Source organism: Neisseria sp. Ec49-e6-T10, from assembly GCF_051132615.1.
Taxonomy (GTDB): Bacteria; Pseudomonadota; Gammaproteobacteria; order Burkholderiales; family Neisseriaceae.
In genome coordinates this window covers 1,339,780-1,365,786 of record NZ_CP152375.1, presented here as the reverse complement: position 1 = coordinate 1,365,786, position 26,007 = coordinate 1,339,780, and the positions used below count along the sequence as shown (strand labels likewise).

General features: G+C 37.5%; 16 protein-coding genes. 13 read left to right on the top strand and 3 right to left on the bottom strand.

Translation table 11 applies throughout. From position 1 onward, the window contains the following. Positions 1-2: 2 nt before the first annotated feature. The 3 genes from AADH04_RS07150 to AADH04_RS07140 are packed head-to-tail and all read right to left on the bottom strand — an operon-like array spanning position 3 to position 7,615. Positions 3-4,190 carry an RHS repeat-associated core domain-containing protein gene (locus AADH04_RS07150; RefSeq protein WP_434779549.1) on the bottom strand — a complete coding sequence of 1,396 codons (4,188 nt, stop codon included), beginning with the start codon at positions 4,188-4,190 and terminating at the stop codon, positions 3-5. A gap of 27 nt (positions 4,191-4,217) precedes the next feature. Beyond that, a complete protein-coding gene (locus tag AADH04_RS07145) occupies positions 4,218-5,375 on the bottom strand; it encodes a DUF2169 family type VI secretion system accessory protein (protein ID WP_434779548.1) in 1,158 nt (385 codons plus the stop codon). A 41-nt stretch (positions 5,376-5,416) separates the two neighbouring features. Continuing rightward, positions 5,417-7,615 (bottom strand): type VI secretion system Vgr family protein, encoded by a 2,199-nt coding sequence (locus AADH04_RS07140; RefSeq protein ID WP_434779547.1) that lies wholly within the window; start codon positions 7,613-7,615, stop codon positions 5,417-5,419. Between the two features lie 245 nt (positions 7,616-7,860). On the opposite strand from AADH04_RS07140, the gene tssJ reads away from it, so the two are divergent. The 13 genes from tssJ to tssH all read left to right on the top strand — a co-directional run bounded on the left by tssJ (position 7,861) and on the right by tssH (position 25,978). Next, complete coding sequence (tssJ, locus tag AADH04_RS07135; protein ID WP_434779546.1) at positions 7,861-8,478, top strand: type VI secretion system lipoprotein TssJ; 618 nt, start codon at positions 7,861-7,863, stop codon at positions 8,476-8,478. 33 nt (positions 8,479-8,511) lie between these two features. Continuing rightward, on the top strand, positions 8,512-9,855 hold the full coding sequence (gene tssK, locus AADH04_RS07130) for a type VI secretion system baseplate subunit TssK (protein WP_434779545.1): 1,344 nt from the start codon (positions 8,512-8,514) through the stop codon (positions 9,853-9,855). A gap of 40 nt (positions 9,856-9,895) precedes the next feature. Beyond that, entirely contained in the window at positions 9,896-11,164 is a 1,269-nt protein-coding gene (gene tssL, locus AADH04_RS07125) for a type VI secretion system protein TssL, long form (RefSeq protein WP_434779544.1), read from the top strand. A gap of 9 nt (positions 11,165-11,173) precedes the next feature. Further along, positions 11,174-14,755 (top strand): type VI secretion system membrane subunit TssM, encoded by a 3,582-nt coding sequence (gene tssM / locus AADH04_RS07120; RefSeq protein ID WP_434779543.1) that lies wholly within the window; start codon positions 11,174-11,176, stop codon positions 14,753-14,755. A 234-nt stretch (positions 14,756-14,989) separates the two neighbouring features. Then, positions 14,990-16,072 (top strand): type VI secretion system protein TssA, encoded by a 1,083-nt coding sequence (gene tssA / locus AADH04_RS07115; protein WP_434779542.1) that lies wholly within the window; start codon positions 14,990-14,992, stop codon positions 16,070-16,072. Positions 16,073-16,115: 43 nt separating this feature from the next. Beyond that, positions 16,116-16,655 carry a type VI secretion system contractile sheath small subunit gene (tssB, locus tag AADH04_RS07110; RefSeq protein ID WP_434779541.1) on the top strand — a complete coding sequence of 180 codons (540 nt, stop codon included), beginning with the start codon at positions 16,116-16,118 and terminating at the stop codon, positions 16,653-16,655. A 43-nt stretch (positions 16,656-16,698) separates the two neighbouring features. Further along, complete coding sequence (gene tssC, locus AADH04_RS07105) at positions 16,699-18,195, top strand: type VI secretion system contractile sheath large subunit (protein ID WP_434779540.1); 1,497 nt, start codon at positions 16,699-16,701, stop codon at positions 18,193-18,195. A gap of 73 nt (positions 18,196-18,268) precedes the next feature. Next, the gene (locus AADH04_RS07100) at positions 18,269-18,748 is read left to right on the top strand and encodes an Hcp family type VI secretion system effector (RefSeq protein WP_434779539.1); all 480 of its coding nucleotides are present in this window, start codon (positions 18,269-18,271) and stop codon (positions 18,746-18,748) included. Between the two features lie 96 nt (positions 18,749-18,844). Next, positions 18,845-19,681 (top strand): type VI secretion system accessory protein TagJ, encoded by an 837-nt coding sequence (locus tag AADH04_RS07095; RefSeq protein WP_434779538.1) that lies wholly within the window; start codon positions 18,845-18,847, stop codon positions 19,679-19,681. A gap of 15 nt (positions 19,682-19,696) precedes the next feature. Next, entirely contained in the window at positions 19,697-20,215 is a 519-nt protein-coding gene (gene tssE, locus AADH04_RS07090) for a type VI secretion system baseplate subunit TssE (protein ID WP_434779537.1), read from the top strand. After that, positions 20,212-22,179 carry a type VI secretion system baseplate subunit TssF gene (tssF, locus tag AADH04_RS07085; RefSeq protein ID WP_434779536.1) on the top strand — a complete coding sequence of 656 codons (1,968 nt, stop codon included), beginning with the start codon at positions 20,212-20,214 and terminating at the stop codon, positions 22,177-22,179. The genes tssE and tssF overlap by 4 nt, the downstream gene beginning before the upstream one ends. Continuing rightward, a complete protein-coding gene (gene tssG / locus AADH04_RS07080) occupies positions 22,176-23,237 on the top strand; it encodes a type VI secretion system baseplate subunit TssG (protein WP_434779535.1) in 1,062 nt (353 codons plus the stop codon). The genes tssF and tssG overlap by 4 nt, the downstream gene beginning before the upstream one ends. A gap of 17 nt (positions 23,238-23,254) precedes the next feature. Further along, on the top strand, positions 23,255-25,978 hold the full coding sequence (tssH, locus tag AADH04_RS07075) for a type VI secretion system ATPase TssH (protein WP_434779534.1): 2,724 nt from the start codon (positions 23,255-23,257) through the stop codon (positions 25,976-25,978). Positions 25,979-26,007: the final 29 nt, after the last annotated feature.

The following is a 26,007-nucleotide window of genomic DNA, read 5'->3' as shown; positions in this document are numbered from 1 at the left end:
CTTTAACAACCCTCTTTAGGAGTATTCATAAATTTACCTTGCATCCTTAATTTACCGTCTTGAAAAACTTGATATTTGACTTCAGTAGGACGTTTACCTTTGCCCCCTCCCGTAAATGTTAAGACTAAGTCAAAATAAGTGCCTTTTTTGGATTTAGCGATTCGTTCTGCAACTAATTTTTCAAATACTCTAAATCGTCCTCTATTTATACCTCTAAGTTGTGCAAACATATTTCTATTATCATTAGAACCACCTAATCTTTTGGCTATTATGTGTCCTGCATCGTCCTTACAATCCCCACATTTTCCTGTACTTGTTATGTAATCTCTATTTTTTTGGGTTGCTGCTTTTCCTTTGTTTAAATCAGCTTTTGATATTCGTGCTTTTGCTATAGTACCATTATCATTCCAAGTTGGTGTTACGGCTAATCCTAATACATCAACCCACCCTATAGAGTTAAAAGCAAATTGATAAAAATTCTCCCCACCAACTAACCCAATCGGATCCTGATTAACAAACCTACCACATTCAGGTTCATAATACCTAAACAGATTATAATGCAAACCTGTTTCATTGTCATAATACTGATTTTGCAATCTAAACGGTTGATGGCTTGGTAAAACATTCGTCTCGTTTTCTACTTTACCCCAAGCAGAGTATTGTCCATACCAAGCCAGATCCCCCTTCTCATTGGTCATCTCTTTAGGGATACCAATTTGGTCAGTGTGTAGGTAATTAAGGGTAATGTTTTCTGTTAGGCTGTCTTTTGCCGTTTGCGCAATAGGCACAAAGCTATCTGTGTCCTCATAAATATAACTAAAGATTCTATTGCTTTGTCTATGTTGTTCTTGCTGTAATTTAGCGCCATCCCAAACAAACCTGATTTGTTGCTGGTCTTGTTCAGTTTTGGCAATTTTATCTATTTGTTGTTTACTGACTCGTCTACCAAAGGCATCGTAAGCATAGCCCCAAGTTTGCGTTTGTTTGTTGGACTGTTCGATATGAGCTAAGGATAGCTGATTTTCATTATCATAAGCTAAATAAAGAGTCTCACCATTTGGTTTCTCTCGTTTAATGAGATTACCCAATTCATCATAATGGTAAGTGATGTTGTTATACGTTTGGGTTCGATTGGCATGGGTATTAATCGGTCTGCTATTGGGGTCATCTTTAAGCGGTGACCAAGTCTTATCCTGCATCATCCTATCGTAGTAGGCTTTATCTTTGATAAGGTGTGTTGTTTGTGTATCTTGTTTTTGTTGTTCTTTTTGTGTTGTCTGGTCAATTAAATTATGGGCAGGGTCAAAGGCAAAGGTTTCTTTACCTGCTTTGAGGATTTGCCCCAGTTTATCGTACACATAACTGGTGGCACCGGTTCGTAAATCGGTGCTTTGTTTGAGGTTCCCAGCTTTATCATAAAGATAACTGCGTTTGACTGGGCCACTGGCAACCAGCCATTGGTTTTTGTCTTTTGGGTTCAGTTGGGTTTGCGTGGTGGCCAACTGGTTTTTGATTCTGCCTAAGGGGTCTAATTCAAAGTAAGTGGTCAGTTTGCCTTGGGTACGGCTGATTTCTCTGTGTAAATCATCCCGTTCAAAGTCGCTGATGACCTTGCCATCGACATTGATTTGGTGCAGGTGGCCACTGCCATAATACAAATAATTGATTTCTTGTCCATCAGGCAAAATGGTTTGGGTACGATTGCCTAAGGCATCGTATTGGTACCCTACAGTGGTTTCTTCGCCATCGTGTAGGGTGGTTTCGCTGAGCAGTTGCCCTAACTCATCGTATGCTAAGCTAATACGGCTGTGTTGGTTGCTTGCTTCAATCAGTTGTCCCAAACGGTCATAGTGAAACTGGGTGGTTTGGGTTTGTGGTAAAAACACCCCTCTGTCTTTGCTGCTGATATGGTTTTCATTTAACAGCCAGTCAGATAATTGTTGCGGTAAGCTTGAGTGTCGTCTGCTGGTCTTTTTAGTCAGTTGCCCTAATATATCGCGTTCAAAACGGTGTTCAATTAAAGTAGTGGCTTCACCATTAGCGTGAATCACTTGTCCTTGTTCGTATTGGGTAATCAGCTCGCCCGCAGCATTGTATTGGTATTGGGTGACTTTACCATCCCAACCCATTTCTTGAATCAAATTGTCTATGGCATCGTATTCAAAGCGGTAAGCATCGCCATTTTCATTGATCAGTTGGGTTAAACGTCGGGCTTTATCGTATTGGTACTGGAAGGTATGACCTAAGGCATTAATCCGCTTAAGGGGTAAACCGTCTTTGTCTAATTTGTATTCGGTGCGTTGTTTTAAAGCATCTTCATAGGCGGTTAAACGGCCTAAGGGGTCATATTGGTAAAAGTCTTCACTGCCATCAGGGTAATGGGTACGAATAAGTTGGTCGATACCTTCATAATGGTGCCGAGTAATTTGCCCCAAAGCGTCGATGATTTCGTACACTTGTCCTTTATCGGTATAGGTAAATTGAGTACTTTTGCCCGAACAATCGGTAAATTGGGTCAGTTGAGCCAGTGGATCATAGCTGAGGGTTTTGTCTTTGCCTAAGGCATCGGTGATGATGGTGGGCAAACCACGTTCGTCGTATTGATATTGGGTTTCGTTACCTTGGGGATCAGTGACTTTGATTAAGTTACCTTTGGCATCGTACTCATAAGTGGTGCTATTGCCTTCAGCATCCATAATTTCGACAGGCAAACCAACCATGTCTTCGTGGTAGATAATATCGGTTTGTGTCCCAGCAGCATCAATCGAGCTGGTTAAGTTGCCCATCTCATCATAGTAAAAGCGGGTGGTGCGGCCCAATGGGTCGGTTTGGGTCATTACTTGACCAAAGTCATTGCGTTCGGTATGGGTTTCGTTACCTAGGGCATCAATTTCTAAGATGATTTCTTGGTGTGTGTCGTAGCCAATGACCTCTGTATTACCTAATGGGTTGGTAATAATGGTGCGTCCGATTTGGTAATCAAACAGCCATTGTTCGTCTAAATTGGTCCAACTGCGTTTGACCTTGCCTTTAAGATGGTATTGGTCATACTCATAATAAGACTCAAAGCCATCAGGTTGCCCATGTAAGGTCATGATATGGTTGTTATAGGCAAAGGTACGTTGGCATTGTTCATTGCCGTTGTACACAGCAATTAAGTCGCCTTGGTCAGAATACTCATAACGCACCAGTGTGTCGTTATTTAAGCTCACTTGGGTGAGTCGATTCACTTTACCATTTTGGGGCAATACACCACTAAAGGCAGAGGTAAAGGTCGTGGCCGCATCGTATTGAGCATGAGGTGCCAGTTCTATGGTTTTGAAAGTGAGTTTAAAGGTGCGGCCAACACTATCGATGATTTCGGTTGGGTAGGCGGCATCATCATAAATCAAGCGGATATGCTGATCATTGCGATCAAGCATGGCAATCATGGGGCAAATTCGGTCATCTGGGTTGATGGCACTAAACCATAAACGCATGCCGCCATCGGTGGATTTAATCTCGTAAATATTAGGGGTGACGGCGTTAAAATAGATTAATTCATAACGGTCATAATAGGGTTCGTCATCGGGGTCTGTGCTGTATTCAACATCGGGTAATTTAATTTCACGCCCTTGGTCATCAATATACAAAAAGCCATCATGGGTTTTGATCAGGCGATTGCTAAAGGGCAAAGACCAACCTTGCCCTAACCAGCCATTACCAATTTGATCAGAAAAATAACTGCGTTGCCACACCAAAGGCATGGTGCCGTCAAAAGCAAAATCTTGGTCAATGTCTCCCGCCAAGACTTTAATCCCCAATACAGCGTTAACTGGCGCACCTTTTAGGGCATTAATTTTACAACTGACACAAAAGCCATCGCCCTTGATTTGCCCACCATCGATACCCATTGCAATCGGAGGAGAACCTTTGATAAAAGGTGTAGCAAAGGTTTTAACAGGGGGTAAGGGGCCTTTTTTACCAGGGATGAGGGATGCGGCTAAATTGGCATATTCTACAGCTTGAGCTATGCCTTCTTGCCCCATTGCCGAGGCAACTTCAGCGCCAACATCAGCCGCCATTTCGACCATTTGCGGCAGTTCTACATTGTCTATTTTTTCAGGAGGGTTGGCAGAGCCAGAAGGAATTATGGCTGGAGTGCTTGGTTTGGGGATCAGTATACCAATAGTGTTGCCGTATTTTGCCATAATTGTAACCTTTTAAAATCAAATTGCTTAAATAGTTTTTTGCTTTAAGTTTTGTGTTAAAGATGGAGGAGTAGGAATAAACCAATCGGTATTTTGTTTCAGCATCGTTTGTGCTAACTCTAGTTGCTCTTGACGTTGGTCTTTAGCAATAAAGCGTAGTTGTGTTTGATCTGCTTCTAGCTCTTCTGCCAAGCACACGCGATAAGTGCAATAAATTTTCCGCTCTTCTACACAAATTAAAATAGTGTCTAACGTTAAGTCTTTGCATAAACCAATATTTTGTTTGGTTTTAATAAAAGCAAACAGGGTTTCAACGGGAATATGCAGGGCGATATGTTGTTTGGGAACATCTTGGGCGCGAACCAGCCCAAATAATTTAATGTCGTAAATTTGGTTGGGTTTAGGGTGTGCAAACTGTAAGTCAGGGTGCGCACCGTTCCAATAATGCATGTCAAAATCAGTAGGCAGTAATGGGTGTCGGTCTTTCAACCATTGTTCATCGGCTGTGCCTGAGTATTGCAAGCGATCCTGCCATGATCGTCCATAAAAGCCAAATCCTTCGGTACGAATAGGTTTGCTGATATGTTCTAAAGGGTGTGAAGGGTGAGTAATTTGAGGTGCTGCTAATACATTACTGGTAGAGAGTTTTTTTAAATAATCAGTAGGGTACCAGCCTATACCAATAGGGTTAAATAAAGAAGCTTGCAGTTCTTCTTCAATATACTGCATTCCCCCAAAGGCATATTCATATTTAATGGGTAACTGGCTAATGGCAACAGGTTCGCCTAAACTCCAGCCTAAACCATGTTTTTGCCAACAACGCGGGCCAGTAATCGCCAAAGCTTTTTGGTAATCCCCTACACTAATGGCGGCACCAAAACGCTTGCTGGGTTTGTCAAAAGGTGCGTATGCTGTTCCATTGACGATTATATCTAAATAAGGTTTATAGGGGCTTAAGTCACTTTCATATTGCACGCTGGTTTTTGTTTCTGCGCCATAATGCTCATCTGCCATACACAGTTCGGATTGTATGGTGGTAAAAGATAACTCTGTTTGTCCTGTTAATCGATCAATTTCAAAGTCATAGCTCACCTTAGCTGCAATGACATCGTAACTGCGGTCTAGCTGATCAATGCTGATATAGTTTTGTGCGGGGAAGCCTGTTAGGTTATCGAGTTCGAGCATAGTCAATTACCTTTATAAAAAGCGATAAATGTGTAATATCATTAGTTGATATCCACTTTTTTACCGCCAATTTTGACCGCTTTAGATCCACCAATATCAATTTTGTTGCCAATAATGGAGATCGTGCCATTTTTTTGTAAAACAATCAGCGAGTTCCCACATTGTAACGACAGCTTATCCCCTGCCGAAATACTGACCTTTTTACCACCATTAAGCTCAATGGTTTTCCCTGCGCTCACACTAAAGGTTACACCTACCTTATGTGCTTCTGTAACACCAACCGCAGCAAGCCATCCACCAACAACATTTAGCGAGTAGGCAGCGCCTACATTGGTCATTTTGGCCGCGCCCACATTTTCGACAGAGCCAATATAGGTTGTGTGCATTTTGTTTTGGTGAATAGAAGTAACTTCGTTACCGCCAATCGTTTTATTACGGTTACTACCAACATTCAATTCCTGATTGGCACCAACTGAGGTTTTTTGATCCACCGCAATACCAACGGTTTGGCTTTTGCCCACATTTATTTCTTCATTTAGTACAACTGTTCGACTACGGTTTTTATTAATGGTAATGGTTTCATTTTCCCCAACTGTTTCTGTCCTGTTTTGGGTAATGTCGATGGTTTCATTTTTTTGTACGGTTTCTTTTCTGTGACCCACAACTGTAACCGTTTCATCATTCCCAATTGTGGTGGTACGGTCATGGTCTACATTTCGTGTTTCATCATTTTTAACCAGTGAGGTCAAATCTTTTTGAGCCTGAAAATTAACCAGTTCAGAACCAGCTGTATCGTTAAACATCAACTCATTAAAGTTGGCTACAGGGGAGTTAAAACTTTTGCTTTTTATCCCTGATTGTTTGGCCGCAGCAGGAAATCCCCAAGGAGTCCCATTGGCACTGTTGTATGTACGGGTAATGGCAATGGGGCGATCAATATCTCCATTAATGAAGTCAACAATAACTTCCTCTCCAATTCGAGGTGTATTGATTGAGCCAAATCCAACACCAGCAGACCCTTGCGAGACCCTTACCCAATTCGAGCTGTTTTCGTCATTTTGTCCATACCGATCCCAATGAAACTGGATTTTAATATCACCATATTCATTTGTGTACACCTCTTCTCCGGCAGGGCCCGTAACGGTTGCTGATTGCACACCGACTACTTGTGGTTTTTTGGTGATTCTGGGGGCTCTAAATTGTGTATCTTTAGGTAAACTTGTAAATGAAATTCTGTATTGACCTTTAATATCGCCACTGGTGTAACCCGATTCACGTAAATCATAATCAGCCGAACAAATTAAATACTCTTTGTTTAAAGCTGAATTTGGATGTTTAGCCAATGTTGTGGTACAGCCTGGGGCAATGGTTAATACCGTACCACTTGCTTCAATAATTTGGGCACGGCTTTGTAGCTCTTCACTACGAAGCTTGCTGTATTGCTTGGCTTCCGAAGCTTCTTTAAACCCACCATAAAATTCATAGTTTTCAGTTGGTATTGTGCCAAGTGAATGAACCTCATCAGATGAAACCATGGGCACAGTCGCATTTTGATAACTGTATTCTTGAACGGTGACTTTACTGGTGGTTAAGATGTTCTTCTTATTAAACTGATTAATATGTGGTTCATCTGCTGGGTTGATGAAAGCATTTGAATGAAACTGAACCATTGGTGTTAATATAGGTTGATGGCTTGCAGTATTATCTGTAATGACAAGCGTATGGCTGCCATTTTGATGTTCAAAATAGTAATACAAACCTTCTTGCTCAAATAAGCGACTTAAAAAATTAAAGCCACTTTCCTGATATTGGGTGCAGTATCCCCATTTTCTATATGTGCCTGTACAATCTATTTTATAATCAAGGCCATCTAAAATAGTTTCTGTAATTTCCAATACGGTTTTATCAACAAATACCCTACTGTCTTTATTTTGACTTAAATACCAAAACTGAGGGCGAACTCTGGCCTGATATAAAAAATGGTCACGTTCATCAACATCATCACCTAAACAGCCAAACTCAACAACAATACCATTTAGATACCGTGTGACACCTTTTGAAACATTTATTTCTAGAGTCAGGCTTTTGCCAATAAGCTCACTTGTTTCTATGGTTGGGTCGGGAGAAGTGAAAACAATATTTAAATCAAATAAAGAAGATAACGCTTCATGCCCTTGTAAATTTTTAAACAAAAGAGTATCGGGAGAGAGTGGGGTATGAGCAACAACTGTTCTGTTCATGGCATTTTTGTCCAAGTGAAATATTATTTAATATCAATTATTTTATTTTAAATAAGTTAATTTTTGGTATTTTGTTTATGTTTTTGTGTTATTCTATATTGTTATTATTATACTTTAAGAATAAAATAAGTAAATACTTTTATTTAAATAAGATATTTGTTTTTAATAAATTATAATTTTTAAAAATTTAAATGTTTTGTTTTTCATATGTTTTTTTAATAATTTTAAATATGGGGCTTGTTTTTGTGTTTGGTTTTTTGAAAAAAATGCTTATTTTTGTTGTGGTGTTTAGTGTTGTTGGATGCGCCGCAAAAAAACAACCACCAAAAGAGTCGGATGAAAGTGGTGATAAAGTGCGATTGTCATTTGTGGTTGATCAGATAGTCAATACCGATATCGATGGCAGAACATCACCAATAAGAGTGGATTTTTTTCAGTTAACTTCCAACGAAGAGTTTATTCAAGCAGATTTCAGTGAGTTGTTAAATCCAAAAAACATATTAGAAGATAAGCTTTTACAACATGATCAGGTGATGTTGCATCCTGATGAGTTTTTAGAAGCAGACTTAAAGTTTGATTCAAAAACACAACATGTGGGCATTATTGCCCACTACAGAGATATTGACTCAAAAATATGGAAGTTGAGCTTTACTGCTAATGAGCGTCCTTGGTATCAACTCACTTATAAACGTTATTTATATTTGAAGCTTGATGAGATGGGGCTGTCTCGCCTTAGTTCCGCAGAATACAAGCAAGTTAAAAAAATGAAAAAGAAAGAACAAAAAGAAGCAAGGCAAAAACAAAAAGAACAAGGTAAGAAAAAACCGCCATCAGCAGCTAAACAAGGTTTTTTTACAGAGTAATAAATAAGATTTATTTATTTAAAGAGAATATTTATGGCATTAAATTCTAAAGTCGTATGGTCTGAGGGTACTTTTTTGTGTCCTCAGCACTTTCAGCAATTTGAACGATACATCGATGGCTTAGTGAGCCAAGGCTTACAAGCGCAAGAGGGGTTTTATTGGGGTTTTTCAGATTTAGCACTGAATGAAGCTGATTTATTATCAAGCAAAATTAGAATCAGTAAAGCTGAAGGTGTGTTCCCCGATGGCACCATGTTTTTTTTGGATGATAAAAGCATTCATTCTGTTGCCTGCACTATTCCCAAATTAACGAAAAATAGTCTAGTTGTTTTGGCTTTACCCTTACATACTTCTTTTCAAAATCAGGTGCTTTTTTCTGAGCAGACAGAATCTAGCCAAGACACTTTTCGTTATCAAAGTTATGAAAATGAGTTATACGATGTCACCAATGTCTCATCTGGAACTCGCCCAGTTCTTTTGTCCGATATTCGACCAGTGCTTATGTTAGAACAAGATTTAACTGAGGCTTATACTGCTTTGCCTGTAGCATATATTCATGAATGTAAAGCGGATGGTCAGATTATCTTAAATAATGCCTATATTCCACCTACTTTAAATTGCCAAAAACAGATAAATTTAAAATCGTATATTGATGAAATAAAAGGGTTACTGGAACAACGCGCCTTTGCTTTGGCATCACACCTTTCTAACCCTAATTATGGTGGTATTGCAGAGGTGCGGGATTTTTTAATGTTGGAAACAATTAATCGATATACTGCTTATATGTTGCATCAAAGCGAAGGGGCAAGACAAACTCATCCCGAAGGTCTGTTCGTGAATTTATCGAAACTATGCGCTGATTTAGCGACATATATGCCAGATAAAAGACCAATTAATTTACCCGTATATCAACATAATGATCTTGAAAAATGTTACAGAGAGTTAATTGAGTATTTACGTAGAAATTTATCATTAATTATTGAGCAACAAGCAATCAGGCTCCCATTGGAGCTACGAGATGAAGCGACACGTGTGACACAAACGCCAGCGGCAGAGTTATTAGAAAAAGCTTCATTTATTATTGCTGTACGTGCCGATATTCCTAGTGAAGCCTTGCGACAAAGGGTTCCAACAATTATAAAAATTAGCACTGTTGAAAAAATACGGGAGTTGGTTGCTTATCATTTGCCAGGTGTACAAGTACATCCTCTATCCGTCGCTCCTAGGGAGTTACCATATCATTCTGGTTATAGTTATTTTGAATTAGATAAGCAATCAGAGTTATGGCAACTATTTGATGTCTCCTCTGGTATGGCAATACATTTAGCGGGTGATTTTCCTAATTTAGATGTTGAGTTTTGGGCAATTAAATCCTAAAAATTTTTAAGTTGTTCTTTTCTTAAGGTTAATAAATATTATGCAAGACGCCATACATTCTGATCATGTTAATGTCAGTAAACATGTAAATGAATACATAGAAAACCCGCTACTTGAGGCAGTAAACCCTTTGCTAGATCTCATTTTGATTATGAAAGATACCATTTCTTTGGCATCTTTAGATACTTTATTGGAACAATTGTCCGATGAAATAAGGCAATTTGAAACGAAAGCAGAATCCTTAGGCGTGAATCATGAAGCCGTAAAAAATGCGGAGTATTGTATCTGTACTGTAGCTGATGAATTTGCCGCGCGTGCAGGTTGGGCGGATGAGTCATGGGCAGCACGTAGTTTGTTGGTTACTTTTCATAATGAAACTTGGGGTGGGGAGAAGTTTTTTCAACTTTTAGACAAATTAAAACAAGACCCTAAAAGAAATATTGATTTACTTGAATTAATGTATTTTTGTTTATCCTTTGGGTATATGGGTAAATTTCAAGTTTTGCCAAATGGAACCTTTGAAATAGAAAGAATCAAGCGTGATTTAAATCAGATTATTTTAGAGCAAAGGGGACCGTCAGATAATGTTTTATCTACACATTGGCGTGGGGTTTATTCGCCTTTAAAAGCAGGAAGAAAAGTGATTCCCTTTTGGGTTTTAGCGGTCTTTGCCATCTTAATTATCGGTTTTACTTATTATGTTTGTGTGTGGAATTTAGGGCGTTTTTTTGATACAACCAGCACAACTGTCGCCAGCTTAACCATTCCTGAGATAAAAAAGCCAAAACTTAATAATATCATACGGTTAGAGCCATTGTTGAAAAGAGAAATTGACCAAAAACTGATTACAGTTAAAGATGAGGCTGATAGAAGCACCGTGACTATTTTAGGAGATGGGTTGTTTGAGTCCGCATCTGCACAAGTAAAAGATAAATATTTTCCCGTTTTGGCAACCGTCAGCCAAGCATTAAACAGTGTCAAAGGTAATATTTTAGTGAGAGGATATACGGATGATCAGCCAATTAAAAGCTCTTCTTTTCCTTCTAACTGGCATTTATCCCAAGCGCGTTCAGATGCGGTTAAAGATATTTTGTTAAATTATATTCAAAATCCCAATAGGGTTAGGTCTGAAGGTCGGGGGGCAACCGATGCACTCGCACCTAATAATTCTGCACAAAACAGAGCACTTAATCGTCGGGTAGAAATTATTGTGTTTGTCAGTGGGTTGGATGTTGGCAGATTAGGTACAACAGCGTCCCAAACCGATGTTCAAGATAAAACTGATCAGATGCCTGCAAAAAAAGATTAAGGATTTGTAATGAAATTAATAATAAATTTTTTAACCTCAAGAGGTTTATGGATTTTTTTAGGTGTTATTGCAATTGTCTTATTAATATGGTTCGTTGGGCCATTGATTGCAATTGGTGACTATTACCCATTAAGAACAGTCTTAGCAAGGGTTATTACAGCAATTGTATTGGTTTTCTTTTGGGCGGGTTCTTTTGCTTTTCGTAAATATCGTGAAGCAAAACAAAATGCTCTATTGCTTGCAGAAATTAAATCGTCAACACAAGCACCTATTGCAGATAAAGCCGAAGAAAAAGATGATCATTTGAATCAACAATTCTTAGAAGTTGTTAATTTACTTAAGAAAATGAAGTTTCATAAAAAAGGCTCTTCAGGATTGTCTAGAATGATGAATGGCCAGTATTTATACCAAATGCCTTGGTATTTGTTCATAGGCGCTTCTGGTGCGGGTAAAACATTTTTATTAAAAAATTCAGGTTTGAATTTTCCTTTGGCTGGGCAATTTGGCTTATCATTATCTGGTATTGGGGGGACAAAAAACTGCGATTGGATGTTTACCGATGAGGCCGTATTATTAGATACAGCTGGTCGATATGTTTCCCAAGATACCAATAAAGGGAAAGATGAACAAGAGTGGGGAGAGTTTGTTTCTCTTTTGAAAAAATATCGCCCTAAGCAGCCAGTTAATGGTGTTATTTTAACCATTAGTATTGAAGATTTACTCGACCCTTCTAAAGAGCATTTAAAAGAACAAGCAGTTAAGGCAAGAAAACGGCTCCAAGAATTAAGGGATGAGACAAATATATCTTTTCCTGTATACCTAATGGTCACTAAGTTAGATTTATTGACAGGGTTTTGTGATTATTTTTCAGGATTAACTGAAGAAGAAAGAAAACAAGTTTGGGGTGTTACTTTTCCTGTTCAGCATGACAATAAACAACAAGCGTTTTATAGTCAACGTTTTGGTTCAGAATATGAGTTATTAACCAGTCAGTTGAATAAAAGATTACCAACCGTCGTTCAGAACATTGATGACTCCTCTTCTAGAGCGCAAGCATATTTATTTACGCAAGAGTTTGCTAATTTACAAAATGTATTATTTTCATATTTAAAAGAAGCATTTGAAATATCAAAATATGAACTGAATATTGACTTAAGAGGAATTTATTTTTGCAGTGCACACCAAACAGAGCAACAACAATTAGGAACTGTTGTTGCTCAAATAAAGAATCGCTTTAATTTACAAGATAAGCATTTATTTACAAAAGCAAAGCCGATTAAAGAGAAAAAAAGTTTTTTTGTTACAGATGTATTTGAAGAGGTTGTGTTTCCAGAAGCTAATTTGGCTGGGATTAATAAAAAATGGTTTAGAACACAGAGATTTTTATATTGGGGCGGATTAGGTGTTTTAACATTAGCTACTTTTTTATTTTTATTCTTTATGGTCAACAGTTATTTTTATAATAAAACGTACTTATCACAAGTTGATCAAAATGCAGCAATCATTTTAAATGAGCTAAAAACACAAGATGCTCCTCCAGATTTATTAGAAGTATTAAATATATTAGATAGAATTAAAAAATTATCTGTCACAAGAGAAATTTCAGATATCCATTCGTCTAAATGGCGTTACCATTTTGGCTTGTATCAGGCTAAAGATATGGATCAGGTAGTACATGCAACTTATCAAAAAATTCTGCAAGACAATGTTTTGCCAACGGTTGCTTCTGAGATCGAAAAATCTTTGAGAAATGCGGCAGAAGATGATCCTGAGTACGCATATGAAGCATTAAAAGCATATTTAATGCTTTATAATCAGGATAAATACGATGATCGGTTCATTAGAGAGTGGTTACTCCTTAATATTAAAAAAAAACAGAATTCTTCATTGAGCCCAGAGCAAATTGAAGCTTTAGAGCGACATTTAAAAGATTTACTTGAAGGAAAACATCTTACTTCATCTTTTGCTTATGATGAAGCATTGGTTGAAAAAACGAGAGGGGTGATTGCAAGAGATCCTCTTTCTACACGTATTTATTCTAAAGTCAAAAAAATACTTTTGGCATCAAAAGAAGTAGAGTCAGTGTCTTTTTTTCAAATGGGCGGAGCACAGTCTCCTCTGGTTTTTCGTCGTGAAAGTGATAAATCTTTAACTGATGGCATTCCTGGTGCTTTTACTTCTGATGGTTATTGGAAATTATTTTCTAAAACGACATTAAAGGAGTTTAAGGATTTATTTCAAAATGAACCTTGGGTTTTGGGAAAACATGCATCAATATCGTCATTTAAGGATAAAGCCCGAGTCTTAAAAGAGGTTCAAATGCTTTATTTTAATGATTATATAGAAACTTGGAATCAATATTTATCTGATTTGCGTGTTGTACGGCCAAGGAACTTACATGAAAGTATACAATTAACCCGTCTGTTATCAGAATCCCGTTCTCCTTTTGTTTTAATGGTTGAAGGCATCAGTAAAAATACCCACTTGGAGTTGCCTGTTACAAAAGCAATTATTCAAAAGGTGGAAAAAGTTGTTGATGGTATAACGGATAATTCAGCCATTGGACAAGTATTTAAAAAAGAGCAGAAGCCTGAACAACAGGCACCAGAAAACCCTTTTTCTTCAGAGCCTGAAAAAATGGTTGATCAGCGGTTTATGAGTTTTTATCAATTGGTGCATGCACAAGAGGGACAAGCACCTCCAATTAACGATATGCTCAATTCACTTAACGAATTATATATTTATCTGGTCTCAGTACAAGTGGCATTAGATAGAGGTATAGATCGACCATCAGAAGAAGCCTTAATGCGGTATAAAGCTGATATAGATCGTCTTCCAGAACCTTTTCGCACACAATTAAACCAATTCTCTTCTTATGCAATTGATAATGCCAAAATGGAGGCTGCACAAAAACTAGTGGAGACTCTAAATAAAGGCGTTAAAAATATCGCTTTAAATTGTAATGGTTTAAAAACACAAGGTTATCCTTTTGTCAAAGACGCAAAGCAAGATATTGCTCTAGAAGAGTTTGCTCAAATTTTTGGACCAACGGGTGAGTTCTCGACTTATTTTGATAAAAATATCAAAGAATATGGTCTTGAGAATGAGTTTTTTGTTGAAAACAATACAGATGCTCGATATTTATTGGATATTTTTCAGAATGCTAAGGATATTAGAAAAGCCTATTTTCAAAATAATCAACCAGAGCCTTTTGTTTCTTTTGACATTAAAGTAATAAAGCTTGATGAAAAAATTGATACAGTATTTTTTAGTATCGGTGAACAATCTTATCGGTATGAACACGGTCCTCAAGTGCCTATGAGTTTTCAGTGGCCTCCTAAAAACAAAACAGCTCAAGTTCGTTTACAATTACAGCCTCTTCAAAAAGGGCAAAAAAATGCATTAACTTTTAATGGTGTTTGGGCTATTTTTAGATTTTTTGAAAGTGCACATATTTCGTCGGGTTATTCTCCTAATTCAATTATTGCATCATTTGATGTTTCTGGTCGTACAGTCGTTTTTGAAGTCTCTTCAAATTCACGCAATACCCCATTTTTGCTTGATAAATTACGTCAATTTAAATGTAGTTAATATAAATATATAAATATAGTTATGTATTATTTTTATACGATTGTTTTATATTGTTGTAATAAAATTATTGCTAACGTATAATCAAATGTAGTATGATGGTCATATAATGAAACGTTTGGCATAAATATTAAAAGCATATTTATGCGCTGAGTTTATTTGTTTGTGATAAATGCAATATATGCTTTTTGTTTGTTGGGTTTTTAGGTAATTTTAATAGTTTGGGAGACAGAATAAATGGATTTTTCTAAGTGGCTATCTCCTATTTCCGCTAAAAATCCTTGTGGAACCGATATAGAGTATGACCTCGATTTTTTAGCTTTGCAGCAAGCCTTAGCAGGGAAAACAGAGCAACAATATGGTCAAACTGTTATTGCGGCAGAAGCACCTGATTGGAAAGAAGTTTGTTCATTAGCTGAACAGCTTTTAACAAAGTCAAAAGACTTGCGTGTAATGGCTGCTTTGACTCAAGCTTGGACTGCTTTATATGGCCTACCAGGGTTGGCTGCCGGTTGTCAATTTATTGTATCCAGTTTAGAAACATATTGGGATGATATTTTTCCCCTATTGTATGACGAAGATGATCATTTAGATCCATTTTTTCGTATTAATGCACTTGGTTTGTTTTCTTCTACGGAAGGAATCATTAAACAGATTAGAGATGCAACGATTATTTCCAATAATTTAGACCATACTACTTTAAGTTTTAAAGTTGCAGAAGGTATTTTGTCAGGAAGTATCAAGGATGAAAATCTTTATCCTGGCGGAAAAGATCGGCTTTTAATTGATTTGAAAGTCGCTTTTGATGTGCAACAGGGATCCGTTTTTTCAGTGTATCAGGCAATGGATTGCTTGGAAAAAATTGATCAGTTGTTTGAAAAACATTTGGGCAGTATGAATAAAATTGGGTTTGATACTATTTTAAAACCTTTTTTATTTATTTATTCCTTGATTTGTTTTGGTGATATCCCAGAACAAGAACAAAAAGATGTCACTTTATCTCATATTCAAGAGCAAGCAGAAACAGCTCATGTTGATGAGAGTAGCCGTGTCATTCTTAAGCGGGCAAATAGTGACCATTGGCGCAAAATGGTGTTAAAGAACCGCAATGATGTATCACTTGTATTAGGCAAGGTTTGCGCATATTTCGAAACATATGAACCAAGCCATCCCGCACCATTGTTTATTAACCGAATTCAACGACTAATGAATTTAAATTTTTATGACATTATGAAAGATATTTCCCCCGAAAGCATGAACCAATTAGAAGTGTTAATTGGTTTGAGTGGTGATGAGCTTCGTGATGAAGGTGAAGATTAAAGTTCTTTGACGTATTTAATTAGCTAATTTGCAGGAGTAATTTATGGCACAAAATAATTCTGGACAAAAGTTTATTGCTCGTAATAGAGCACCTAGAGTCCAAATTGAATATGACGTAGAAGTTTATGGCTCAGAGAAAAAAATTGAATTACCTTTTGTCATGGGGGTATTGGCTGATTTGGCTGGTAAGCCTGGAGAGCCTTTGCCAGAGATAGGTGAAAGAAAATTATTGGAAATTGATATTGATAATTTTGATGAGCGCATGAAATCCGTTAAGCCACGGGTAGCTTTTCAAGTTGATAATACGCTGACTGGTGAAGGAAAAATCAGTATTGATATGACTTTTGAAAGTTTAGATGATTTTTCTCCTGGTGCTATTGCAAAAAAAGTTGAACCATTGAAAAAACTATTAGATGCCAGAACACAATTGTCTAATTTGCTTTCGTATATGGATGGAAAAAACGGTGCAGAAGAGCTTATTGCTAAGGCTTTGTCTGATCATAATTTATTAGAAAGTTTGGCTTCTGCTCCTAAAGTATCTCAAGATGAAGATGAGCAAGAAGCACCTCAAGATGGTGAATAATATTATTTATTAAAACTGAAGAATCGTTTTGGAGAATGCTTTTATGGATCAAGTAGAGTTATTAGAACCCAAGTCTCAGGGGCAAACGACGCTATCAAATAGTGAGTTTGAGCAATTATTACAAAAAGAGTTTAGGCCAAAAACCAAACAGGCTGAAAGTGCAGTAACTGAAGCTGTTTCTACTTTGGCACAGCAAGCTTTAGCCAATACCGTAACCATTTCGAATGATGCTTATCAAACAATTGAAGCGATTATTGCAGAAATTGATCAAAAATTATCAGATCAAGTAAATGAAATTCTTCATCATGAAGATTTCCAAAAACTAGAAGGTTCTTGGCGCGGCTTATATCATTTGGTTAACAATACAGAAACAGACAACTTACTAAAAATAAAAGTGATGCACGTGACAAAGAAAGAATTGTCTCGTAACTTAAAGAAGTTTAAAGGGGTTGCTTGGGATCAAAGCCCATTGTTTAAACGGATATATGAAGAGGAATATGGTCAATTTGGTGGAGAACCATTTGGTTGCTTAGTCGGCGATTATTATTTTGATCATAGTCCACCAGATGTTGAGATTTTAGGTGAAATTGCCAAAATATCTGCCGCATCCCATTGTCCTTTTATTGCCGCTGCGGCACCTTCTGTAATGCAAATGGATTCTTGGCAAGAGTTAGCAAATCCTCGCGATTTAAGCAAGATTTTCCAAAATACAGAATACGCTCCGTGGCGCTCGCTAAGGGATTCTGAAGACTCTCGCTATATTGGGTTGGCCATGCCTAGATTTTTAGCGCGTTTACCATATGGTCAAAAAACCAATCCAGTGGATGAGTTTGATTTTGAAGAGAACACTGATGGCACAAATCATAATCACTATACATGGGCAAATTCTGCTTATGCTATGGGGGTTAATATCAATCGTTCATTTAAGTATTATGGTTGGTGTACTTCTATTCGTGGCGTGGAGTCTGGCGGTATTGTGGAAGGTTTACCTTGCCATACATTCCCCACCGATGATGGTGGAGTAGACATGAAATGTCCTACAGAAATAGCCATTAGTGACAGACGTGAAGCGGAATTGGCTGCAAATGGATTTATGCCTTTAATTCATCGGAAAAATTCAGACTTAGCCGCATTTATTGGTGCTCAATCGTTACAAAAACCATCAGAGTATTACGATCCTGATGCAACTGCTAATGCTCGCTTATCTGCTCGTTTGCCTTATCTATTTGCCTGTTGTCGTTTTGCCCATTATCTAAAATGCATCGTGCGAGACAAAATTGGTTCTTTCCGTGAGCGTGAGGATATGGAGCAATGGTTAAATGATTGGATCATGAATTATGTAGATGGTGATCCTGCTAACTCTTCTCAAGAAACCAAAGCGAGAAAGCCTTTAGCAGCAGCTGAGGTTGTTGTTGAAGAAGTTGAGGGAAACCCAGGTTATTATGCCTCTAAGTTTTTTCTCAGACCGCATTATCAACTTGATGGGTTAACAGTTTCTTTGCGTTTGGTATCTAAATTACCTTCTGTCAAACAGGAATAATTTTATAGCATAACGTAAGGTTTGCTTATGTTTAGTGTAAGTGTTTTTTATATTTTTTTAAGGAGATATTAACGTGGCTACCGATATGTTTTTAAAGGTTGAAGGTGCAAATGGTGAATCTAAAGATTCAAATCACAAAGATTGGACTGATATTATCAGTTTTTCTTGGGGTGCTATTCAACCAGGTAATGCTACCAGCGGTGGTGGTGGCGGTATAGGTAAAGTAAATTTTAATGACCTTCAAGTCTTAGCAAAAGTCGACAAGTCTACCCCTGCCATTTTGAAGTTTTGTGCAACAGGACAACATGTAGGTAAAGTTGAGGTATCAATTTGTAAAGCTGGTGGTTCTCAAATTGAATATGCCAAAATCACTTTAGAAGAGGTTTTAGTGACAGCTGTTGTTGCAAATGGTGAGGCAGATGGTGGTGTTGCTGTTCAGTATTCTTTCCAAGCGGCTAAAGTTCAGCAACAGTACTGGGAACAAACTGCTCAGGGTGGAAAAGGTGCTGAATCTTCTATGAAATATAATATTAAAGAAAACAAATCAGAGTAATCTTTTTATTATAAAAACAAATCAGATACGTTATCTTCCTTTGGGAAGGTAGGTATCTGTTTTTGAAAATTGGTTGTTTCTGTTGGAGTAAATTTTATGTCATTGTTAAGTGGTGGTCTCAGTTTAAACGATTCAATTGAAGATATTTCGGCACAAATAAAAAATAAGCCACAAGATGCTGACTTAAGAATACATTTATTTCAATATCTTTCTTTTCTAGGTTTATGGGATAGAGCCAAATCCCAGTTAGAAGTTTGTGCCAAGTTGAATAAACAATCTATTCCAATGGTGGCTATGTATCAGTCAATGATACAAGCGGAGCAAAAAAGAGAACAAGTTGTTTTAGGTAAAAATAGCCCTAAAATAATTGGTGTGGATGAAGCATCACAATTACATGCAGAACAAATGTTTACTGCTTTAAATGCTGAAATAAAAGGTGATTTTGAGCAGGCTTTGTCATTGCGCCAGAGTGTGCTGGATCAAACTGCAGAAAACCCTTGTCAAATTAAAAGCGTCCAACCGGATGGCAAATTATTTAATGAAATTGAATCTAACCATGGTTGGTTGATGGATGCTGATACTCGTTTTTCAAATGTGTGTGAGTTTTATAGAAATGGCGAGTATTACTGGATTCCATTTGCCGCGATTCAAACAATGACATTGCTTGCACCTAAAAGTTCTACAGATTTAATTTGGGTTAATGCGTCTATTGTTTTGAAAAATGATGATCAAGAACATATTGGTGTGATACCCGCACGCTACCCCTTATTACAAGATAAAACATCGTTATCAGACATGTTATTGACTTGCAAAACAACTGGTTGGCAAGAAAAGGATGGTGGATTCTGGGGAGAAGGACAAAAAGTTTTTACAACTGATCAGGATGACTTTGGTTTATTAGATATACGTCATATTGATTTTGGACTTTCTTAATCAAGTGAGTGTTGAATGATGAGTAACTTGGGGCAAAAAAAGAATAAAGATAGCCATTTTCCTTCATTACTGGATAAGTTGACTGATTTTGAGCCAAACAAAAAAGTTGAATCAGCAGCTCAAAGGCGGATGACTTTATCCATGTATAAAGCTGCGGTATTAAGGGATTTGCTATGGTTATTGAATACTACTTGTCCGAAGTTTACTTCATCACTGGATGGATTGGAAAATGTTTCTGGATCCGTTCTGAATTATGGTATCCAGACGTTATCGGGCAATACTGTGTCAGAAATTAACTGGAGTAAAGTCCAAGAAAATATTAAACAAGTGATTATTTGTTTTGAGCCTAGAATCGATAAAGAAAAATTAGAAATTGATTGTATCGTCGGACAAAATAATACTCTAAATGAGTTTGTTATAGAAATTAAAGGTTTTTTAAAACTAAATCCTTATCCACAAGAGTTTTTGTTTAGATCAAATATGGATTTGGAAACAGGGCATTTTTCAAGCCCAGCAGAAGAGGTGATGAATTGAATCGTCATTTTCTGAATTATTATAATAAAGAGTTAGCATTTCTTCGTGATTTAGGCGTAGAGTTCGCGGAACGTTACCCTAAAATTGCTGGTCGCTTGGGTTTAAATGCACCCGAAATAGAAGACCCTTATGTTGAGAGATTATTAGAAGGTTTTTGTTTTTTAACTGCCCGAATTCAGTTGAAAATGGATGCTGAGTACCCGCGATTTGTTCAGCGTATTTTAGAGGTGACGCATCCATTATATTTAACACCTCTTCCCGCTTCATCAATTGTAAAGTTTTTCCCCAATACAGGTGTAGATAATGCCAGTAGGTTAATCGAGCGAGGTAGGGTTTTACGGTCTCATGAAATTAGAGGTGTAAAAAACTATTGTCCCTTTACCTGTACTCAAGAAGTTTCCATTGCGCCAATAGAAATTGATTCCGTCTCATTTTTAGGGATTCCTAGCGATTTGCCTTTACAAAAATATGGATTTTCATCGGGTTCTAATAAAGCATTATCTGCTTTACGCATCAAATTGAAAATGAATTTCCCTGGACGGTGCTCAAGTTTACCTTTAGATAAATTATCGTTGTTTTTAAGTGGCTCTATGCCAATAGCGTCAAGGCTGTTGTATTTGTTGACACAAAAAACAGTGGGAGTTTTATGCCATGATGCTCAAAATGCGCAAAATTGGCAGTATTTTTTGCCTAACTTAATCAAGCAAGAAGGATTTGATGAAGAACAATCATTGTTTCTGACCGATAGCAGGGTTGTACACAGTTTAAGGTTGGTTCAGGAGTATTTTGCCATCCCTGAGAAATTTTTATTTACGAGTATTTTTGGTTTGGATAAAGCATTGTTGCAGGCAGAAGAAGACGGCCATCTTGCTAAACTACCAGAACAAACTCGTACCTATATTATGGATAAAAATGTTCAAAAAGAGGTGGTCGGATACCAGGATCGATTTGTTTCTTTAACGTTTTTATTTAATTGTGCTCAAAAAGATTTAGAAGAAATTGTGGGTGAAGAAAACGTCAGTTTGCATTGTGTCCCTGCTGTTAATTTGTTTCAAAAAAATACCACTCGTTTTACGATTAATCCGCATGCAGATGAACATCATTTGGTTATTGATCGGACACAACCTTTGGATTATGAGGTTTATGCCGTTAATGAAGTAATTGGTTATACCCGAGACAGTAAAAAAGCGATCCATTTTCGCCCTATGTATGAACCGTTAGACTTAGGCACGATGCCAAAAGATAAGGGCGTTGCTTATTTTTCGGCAAGAAGACAGCCTAGAGTATTGTCTGAACGTGCAAAAGATAAGGGCGCTAGAGCATCTTATTTGGGCAGTGAAGTGTTTATTTCTTTAGTTGATCAGGAACATGCGCCTATTGATGAGGATATCACTCATTTAGCGGTTAAAAGTTGGTGTACCAGTAGAGATTTACCTTTGATGATGCCTATTGATGCGCAATCAGATTTTATTATTGAACATGATTTGCCTGTACAAAAAGTTAAGTTAATCACTTCCATGAGAAAGCCTAAAGAAGCATTGACTGAGTATTCAAGCTTGTGGGCCATTGTTAATCAGATGGGGTTAAATTATTTATCCTTATTGGACTTTAATGAGAAAGAAGGAGCAAAAGCGCTACGTGAATTATTGAGTATTTATGCGATGCAAGCAGATAAAACGATTGCAAAACAAATTGAAGGTATTCATTCTGTTAAAGTAGATAAAATAACTCGCCCTGTGCGCCAAGGTAGTGCTGTTTGTATGGTCAGAGGGGTACAAATTCAATTAACAGTGGATGAGTTGGCATTTTCTGGTATTCATCCATATTTAATTGGTTCGGTTTTGAATCAGTTCTTTTTAAAATTTGTCTCTATTAACTCTTTTATACAATTGAAACTTTTTTCTTTGCAAGAAGGTTTTATCGCTGATTGGCAGCCAGTAATAGGGGAGCGGCCTATTATATGAACGATGCCAAACTTCAAAGTACTCATATAACAGAGGAAAAATCAAAAGCTCAATATCGGCAATTAAGTGCATTTTTAATGCATGTGAAGCAAAAGCCATATCAGTATCAACTGTTTGCATTATTACGCAAATTAGAGGTTCTGGGCATCAGTACGCAACCATTGGGTAAAGCAGGAAGATTAAAATTAGAAAAAATTAGATTAAAACAGGAGCCAACATTAGCTTTTGCTCCATCTTCTGTTTTGGCTGTTCGTCCTAGCGCACTTAATCGGCAGGTGACCGAAATATCCACTTATGGTTTTGGTTTATTTGGCCCAAATGGGCCTTTACCCTTACATTTAACAGAATATGTCTATGAGCGTAAACATCAATATCGCGATCGTGTTTGGGCCAGTTTTGCAGATGTTTTCCATCATCGGGCCATTGCATTGTTTTATCGTGCATGGGCGAATGCTCAAAGTGTTAATGCTTTAGATGGCTATGATCATTGGACCTTTAGTCGATATTTGGGTAGCTTAATGCATATTGGTTCAGAAGGTTTTAGAAACCGTACAAGCATCAGTGATTACGCCAAATATTATTTTTCGGGTCATTTTTTGACCAATCGCCGTCCTGCCTACGCACTCGTTCAAATTTTAAAGAAATATTTTGGAGTCAATTGTTCAATTGACGAATTTATTGGTCGATGGATTAACCTTGATGAAAGCCATTGCACCAAATTATCGTTAAGCAGTCCTAAATGTTTGGGGGATTCTCCCATGTTGGGTCGTCGGGCTTTTGATTTACAGAATAAATTTAGATTAATTATTGGCCCGTTAAGCTGGTCAGAATATGTTTCTTTTTTTCGTGGTGGTTTCAATGCTCAGCGTTTAATTGACTGGGTGAACTTATATACAAATTTAGAGTTTGATTGGGACGTTCAGTTAATTTTGTCTCAAAAAGAAGTACCTCAATTAACGTTAGGTCAGTCGTTACCTTTAGGTTTGGCTACTTGGTTAGGAAAACTTGACCAAGATGGAAACGCTTTGATACTTGATTTAACCGCAACATATAAATAAATATTTGGGTAGATATTATGTCAGAAATTAGCCGTGCAGCATTATTTGGAAAATTAAATCCAACGCTTTATAAATCATTACAAAATGCGACTTCTTTTTGTAAGTTAAGAGGAAACAGCTATGTTGAATTAGTGCATTGGTTACATCAGATGATGCATGTTCAAAATACCGATTTTGAATGGGTGATGAAACGGTTTAATGTCAATATGGAAGCACTGGCAGAAGATATTATTATTGGTTTAGATCTGTTACCTGCTGGTGCTAGTTCGGTTTCAGATTTGTCTGAGCATATTGAAACATCGGTTCAGCAGGCGTGGACGTATGGTTCATTAAAATTTCAAGATAATAAAATTCGCTCAGCTTATTTAATTTATGCCATGCTAAAAACAAGTCCTTTAAAAGGTATTTTATTGAATATTTCTGCCGAGTTTAACAAGGTTACCCCTGATGTATTGGCGCAAGAATTATCCACTATTGTTGTGCATTCAGTTGAATCGCAAAGTGCAGAACAAGGTAGTTTAGAGCAAGGAGCTGTTCATTCTCTGGTTAACCATTCTATGCAAAATGGAGAAAGTGCTTTACAAAAATATGGGGTGAATTTAACTGAAAAAGCCAAAAAAGGTGAAATTGACCCTATTTCGGGACGTTCAGAAGAAATACGTCAAATTATTGATATTTTAATGCGCCGTAGACAAAACAACCCTATTTTAACAGGTGAGGCAGGTGTGGGTAAAACGGCTGTGGTTGAAGCATTGGCAACACGTTTGGCTTCTGGAGATGTGCCACCTATACTTAAAAATGTGCAGTTGATTTTGTTGGACATTGGCTTATTAAAAGCTGGGGCAAGTGTTTCTGGGGAGTTTGAGTCTCGATTAAGGCAAGTAATTGATGAAGTACAATCTAGCCCTGTGCCTGTTGTCTTATTTATTGACGAAATTCATACACTTATTGGTGCCGGTGGTGCAGCAGGTACGGCTGATGCAGCCAATTTATTAAAACCTGCGTTGGCTCGAGGGCAGTTAAGAACCATAGGTGCAACAACTTGGGCAGAGTACAAAAAATATTTTGAAAAAGATTCTGCTTTAACCAGACGTTTTCAAGTAGTACAAGTACATGAACCCAGTGAAGACCAAGCCATTTTGATGTTAAGAGGTTTGGCATATAACCTAGAGCAACATCATAAAATTCTCATTTTGGATGAAGCTGTTGAAGCGGCTGTTCGGTTATCTCATCGTTATATCCCTGCCCGTCAATTACCTGATAAAGCCGTTAGTTTAATGGATACTGCTTGTGCACGAGTGGCGATTAGTCAATATGCTACACCTAGCCAAATAGAGTATTTGCAGCGGCAAATTGAATCGTTGGCGCTTGAAAAAGAAATTGTTTCGCGTGAATTAAACCTTAATATTGGCCAACCAGAACGTTTGGCTTCTATAGAAGAAAGCTTAGCAGAAGCACAAAGTCAGCTTGGGCTTTTGGATCAACGTTGGCAAGAAGAGAAGCAACTGGTTGAGCAAATTTTGCGATTACGTGCTCGGTTGATGGATAAAGTTGAATCAGAAGAACAAAACTTATCGTCAGTTGATACTGGTGCGCAAATAGAACAACAAGAAGCAGTGGAACAGGTGACAACTGATGAGCCTAATTTTGATTGTGAAGCCTTAGCTGAGCAACTTGCCGTATTGAATCAAGAATTGGAAGAGTTGCAAGCAAAAGAGCCATTGATTTTATCGGTTGTGGATGCGCATGCCGTAGCAACAGTGGTTGCAGATTGGACAGGCATTCCAGTGGGTAAAATGGTTAAAGATGAGGTTGAAGCGGTTTTAACTTTAGCCGACACTTTAAATCAAAGAGTGATTGGGCAGCGTCATGGTCTGGATGCTATTGTGCGTCGAATTCAAACTTCTCGTGTTTCATTGGATGACCCAAATAAACCTATTGGTGTATTTATGTTGGCAGGCCCTTCAGGGGTAGGTAAAACAGAAACTGCTTTGGCTTTGGCTGAATCGTTATATGGTGGTGAGCAAAATGTCATTACCATTAATATGAGTGAATACCAAGAGGCTCATACTGTGTCTACCTTAAAAGGTGCGCCTCCGGGTTATGTTGGTTATGGTGAAGGTGGCGTTTTAACTGAAGCAGTGCGTAGACGCCCTTATAGTGTGATTTTATTGGATGAGGTTGAAAAAGCCCATCCAGATGTACATGAAGTATTTTTCCAAGTGTTTGATAAAGGTTGGATGGAAGATGGAGAAGGTCGTTATATCGACTTTAAAAATACCATCATTATTTTGACCACCAATGTGGGAACAGAGTTAATTATGGATATGTGTCAGGATCCAGAGTTGATGCCAGAACCAGAAGCTTTGGGTTATGCTTTGCGTGAACCTATGCTTAAGGTCTTTCCTGCTGCTTTATTGGGCAGAATGCAAGTGATTCCCTACTACCCGCTTTCTGATGAAATGTTGGGGGCGATTGTTCGGTTACAATTACAACGAGTTGTTGATCGTATCTTTGATAATCATAATATTACATTAAAATATTCGGATCAGGTTGTGTCTTTAATTGTGTCTCGTTGTACCGAAATTGAGTCTGGTGGACGTATGGTTTATGCCATATTGACCAATGCAATTTTACCCAAAATCAGTTATCAGTTGCTTTTGGCTTCGACCCAAGAGCAAACAATATCGTCGATTTTTATTGATGTAAAAGACGATGATTTTACCTATGAATATCAATAAATAATGGTTGTAACCTGTTTGGCTTTAGA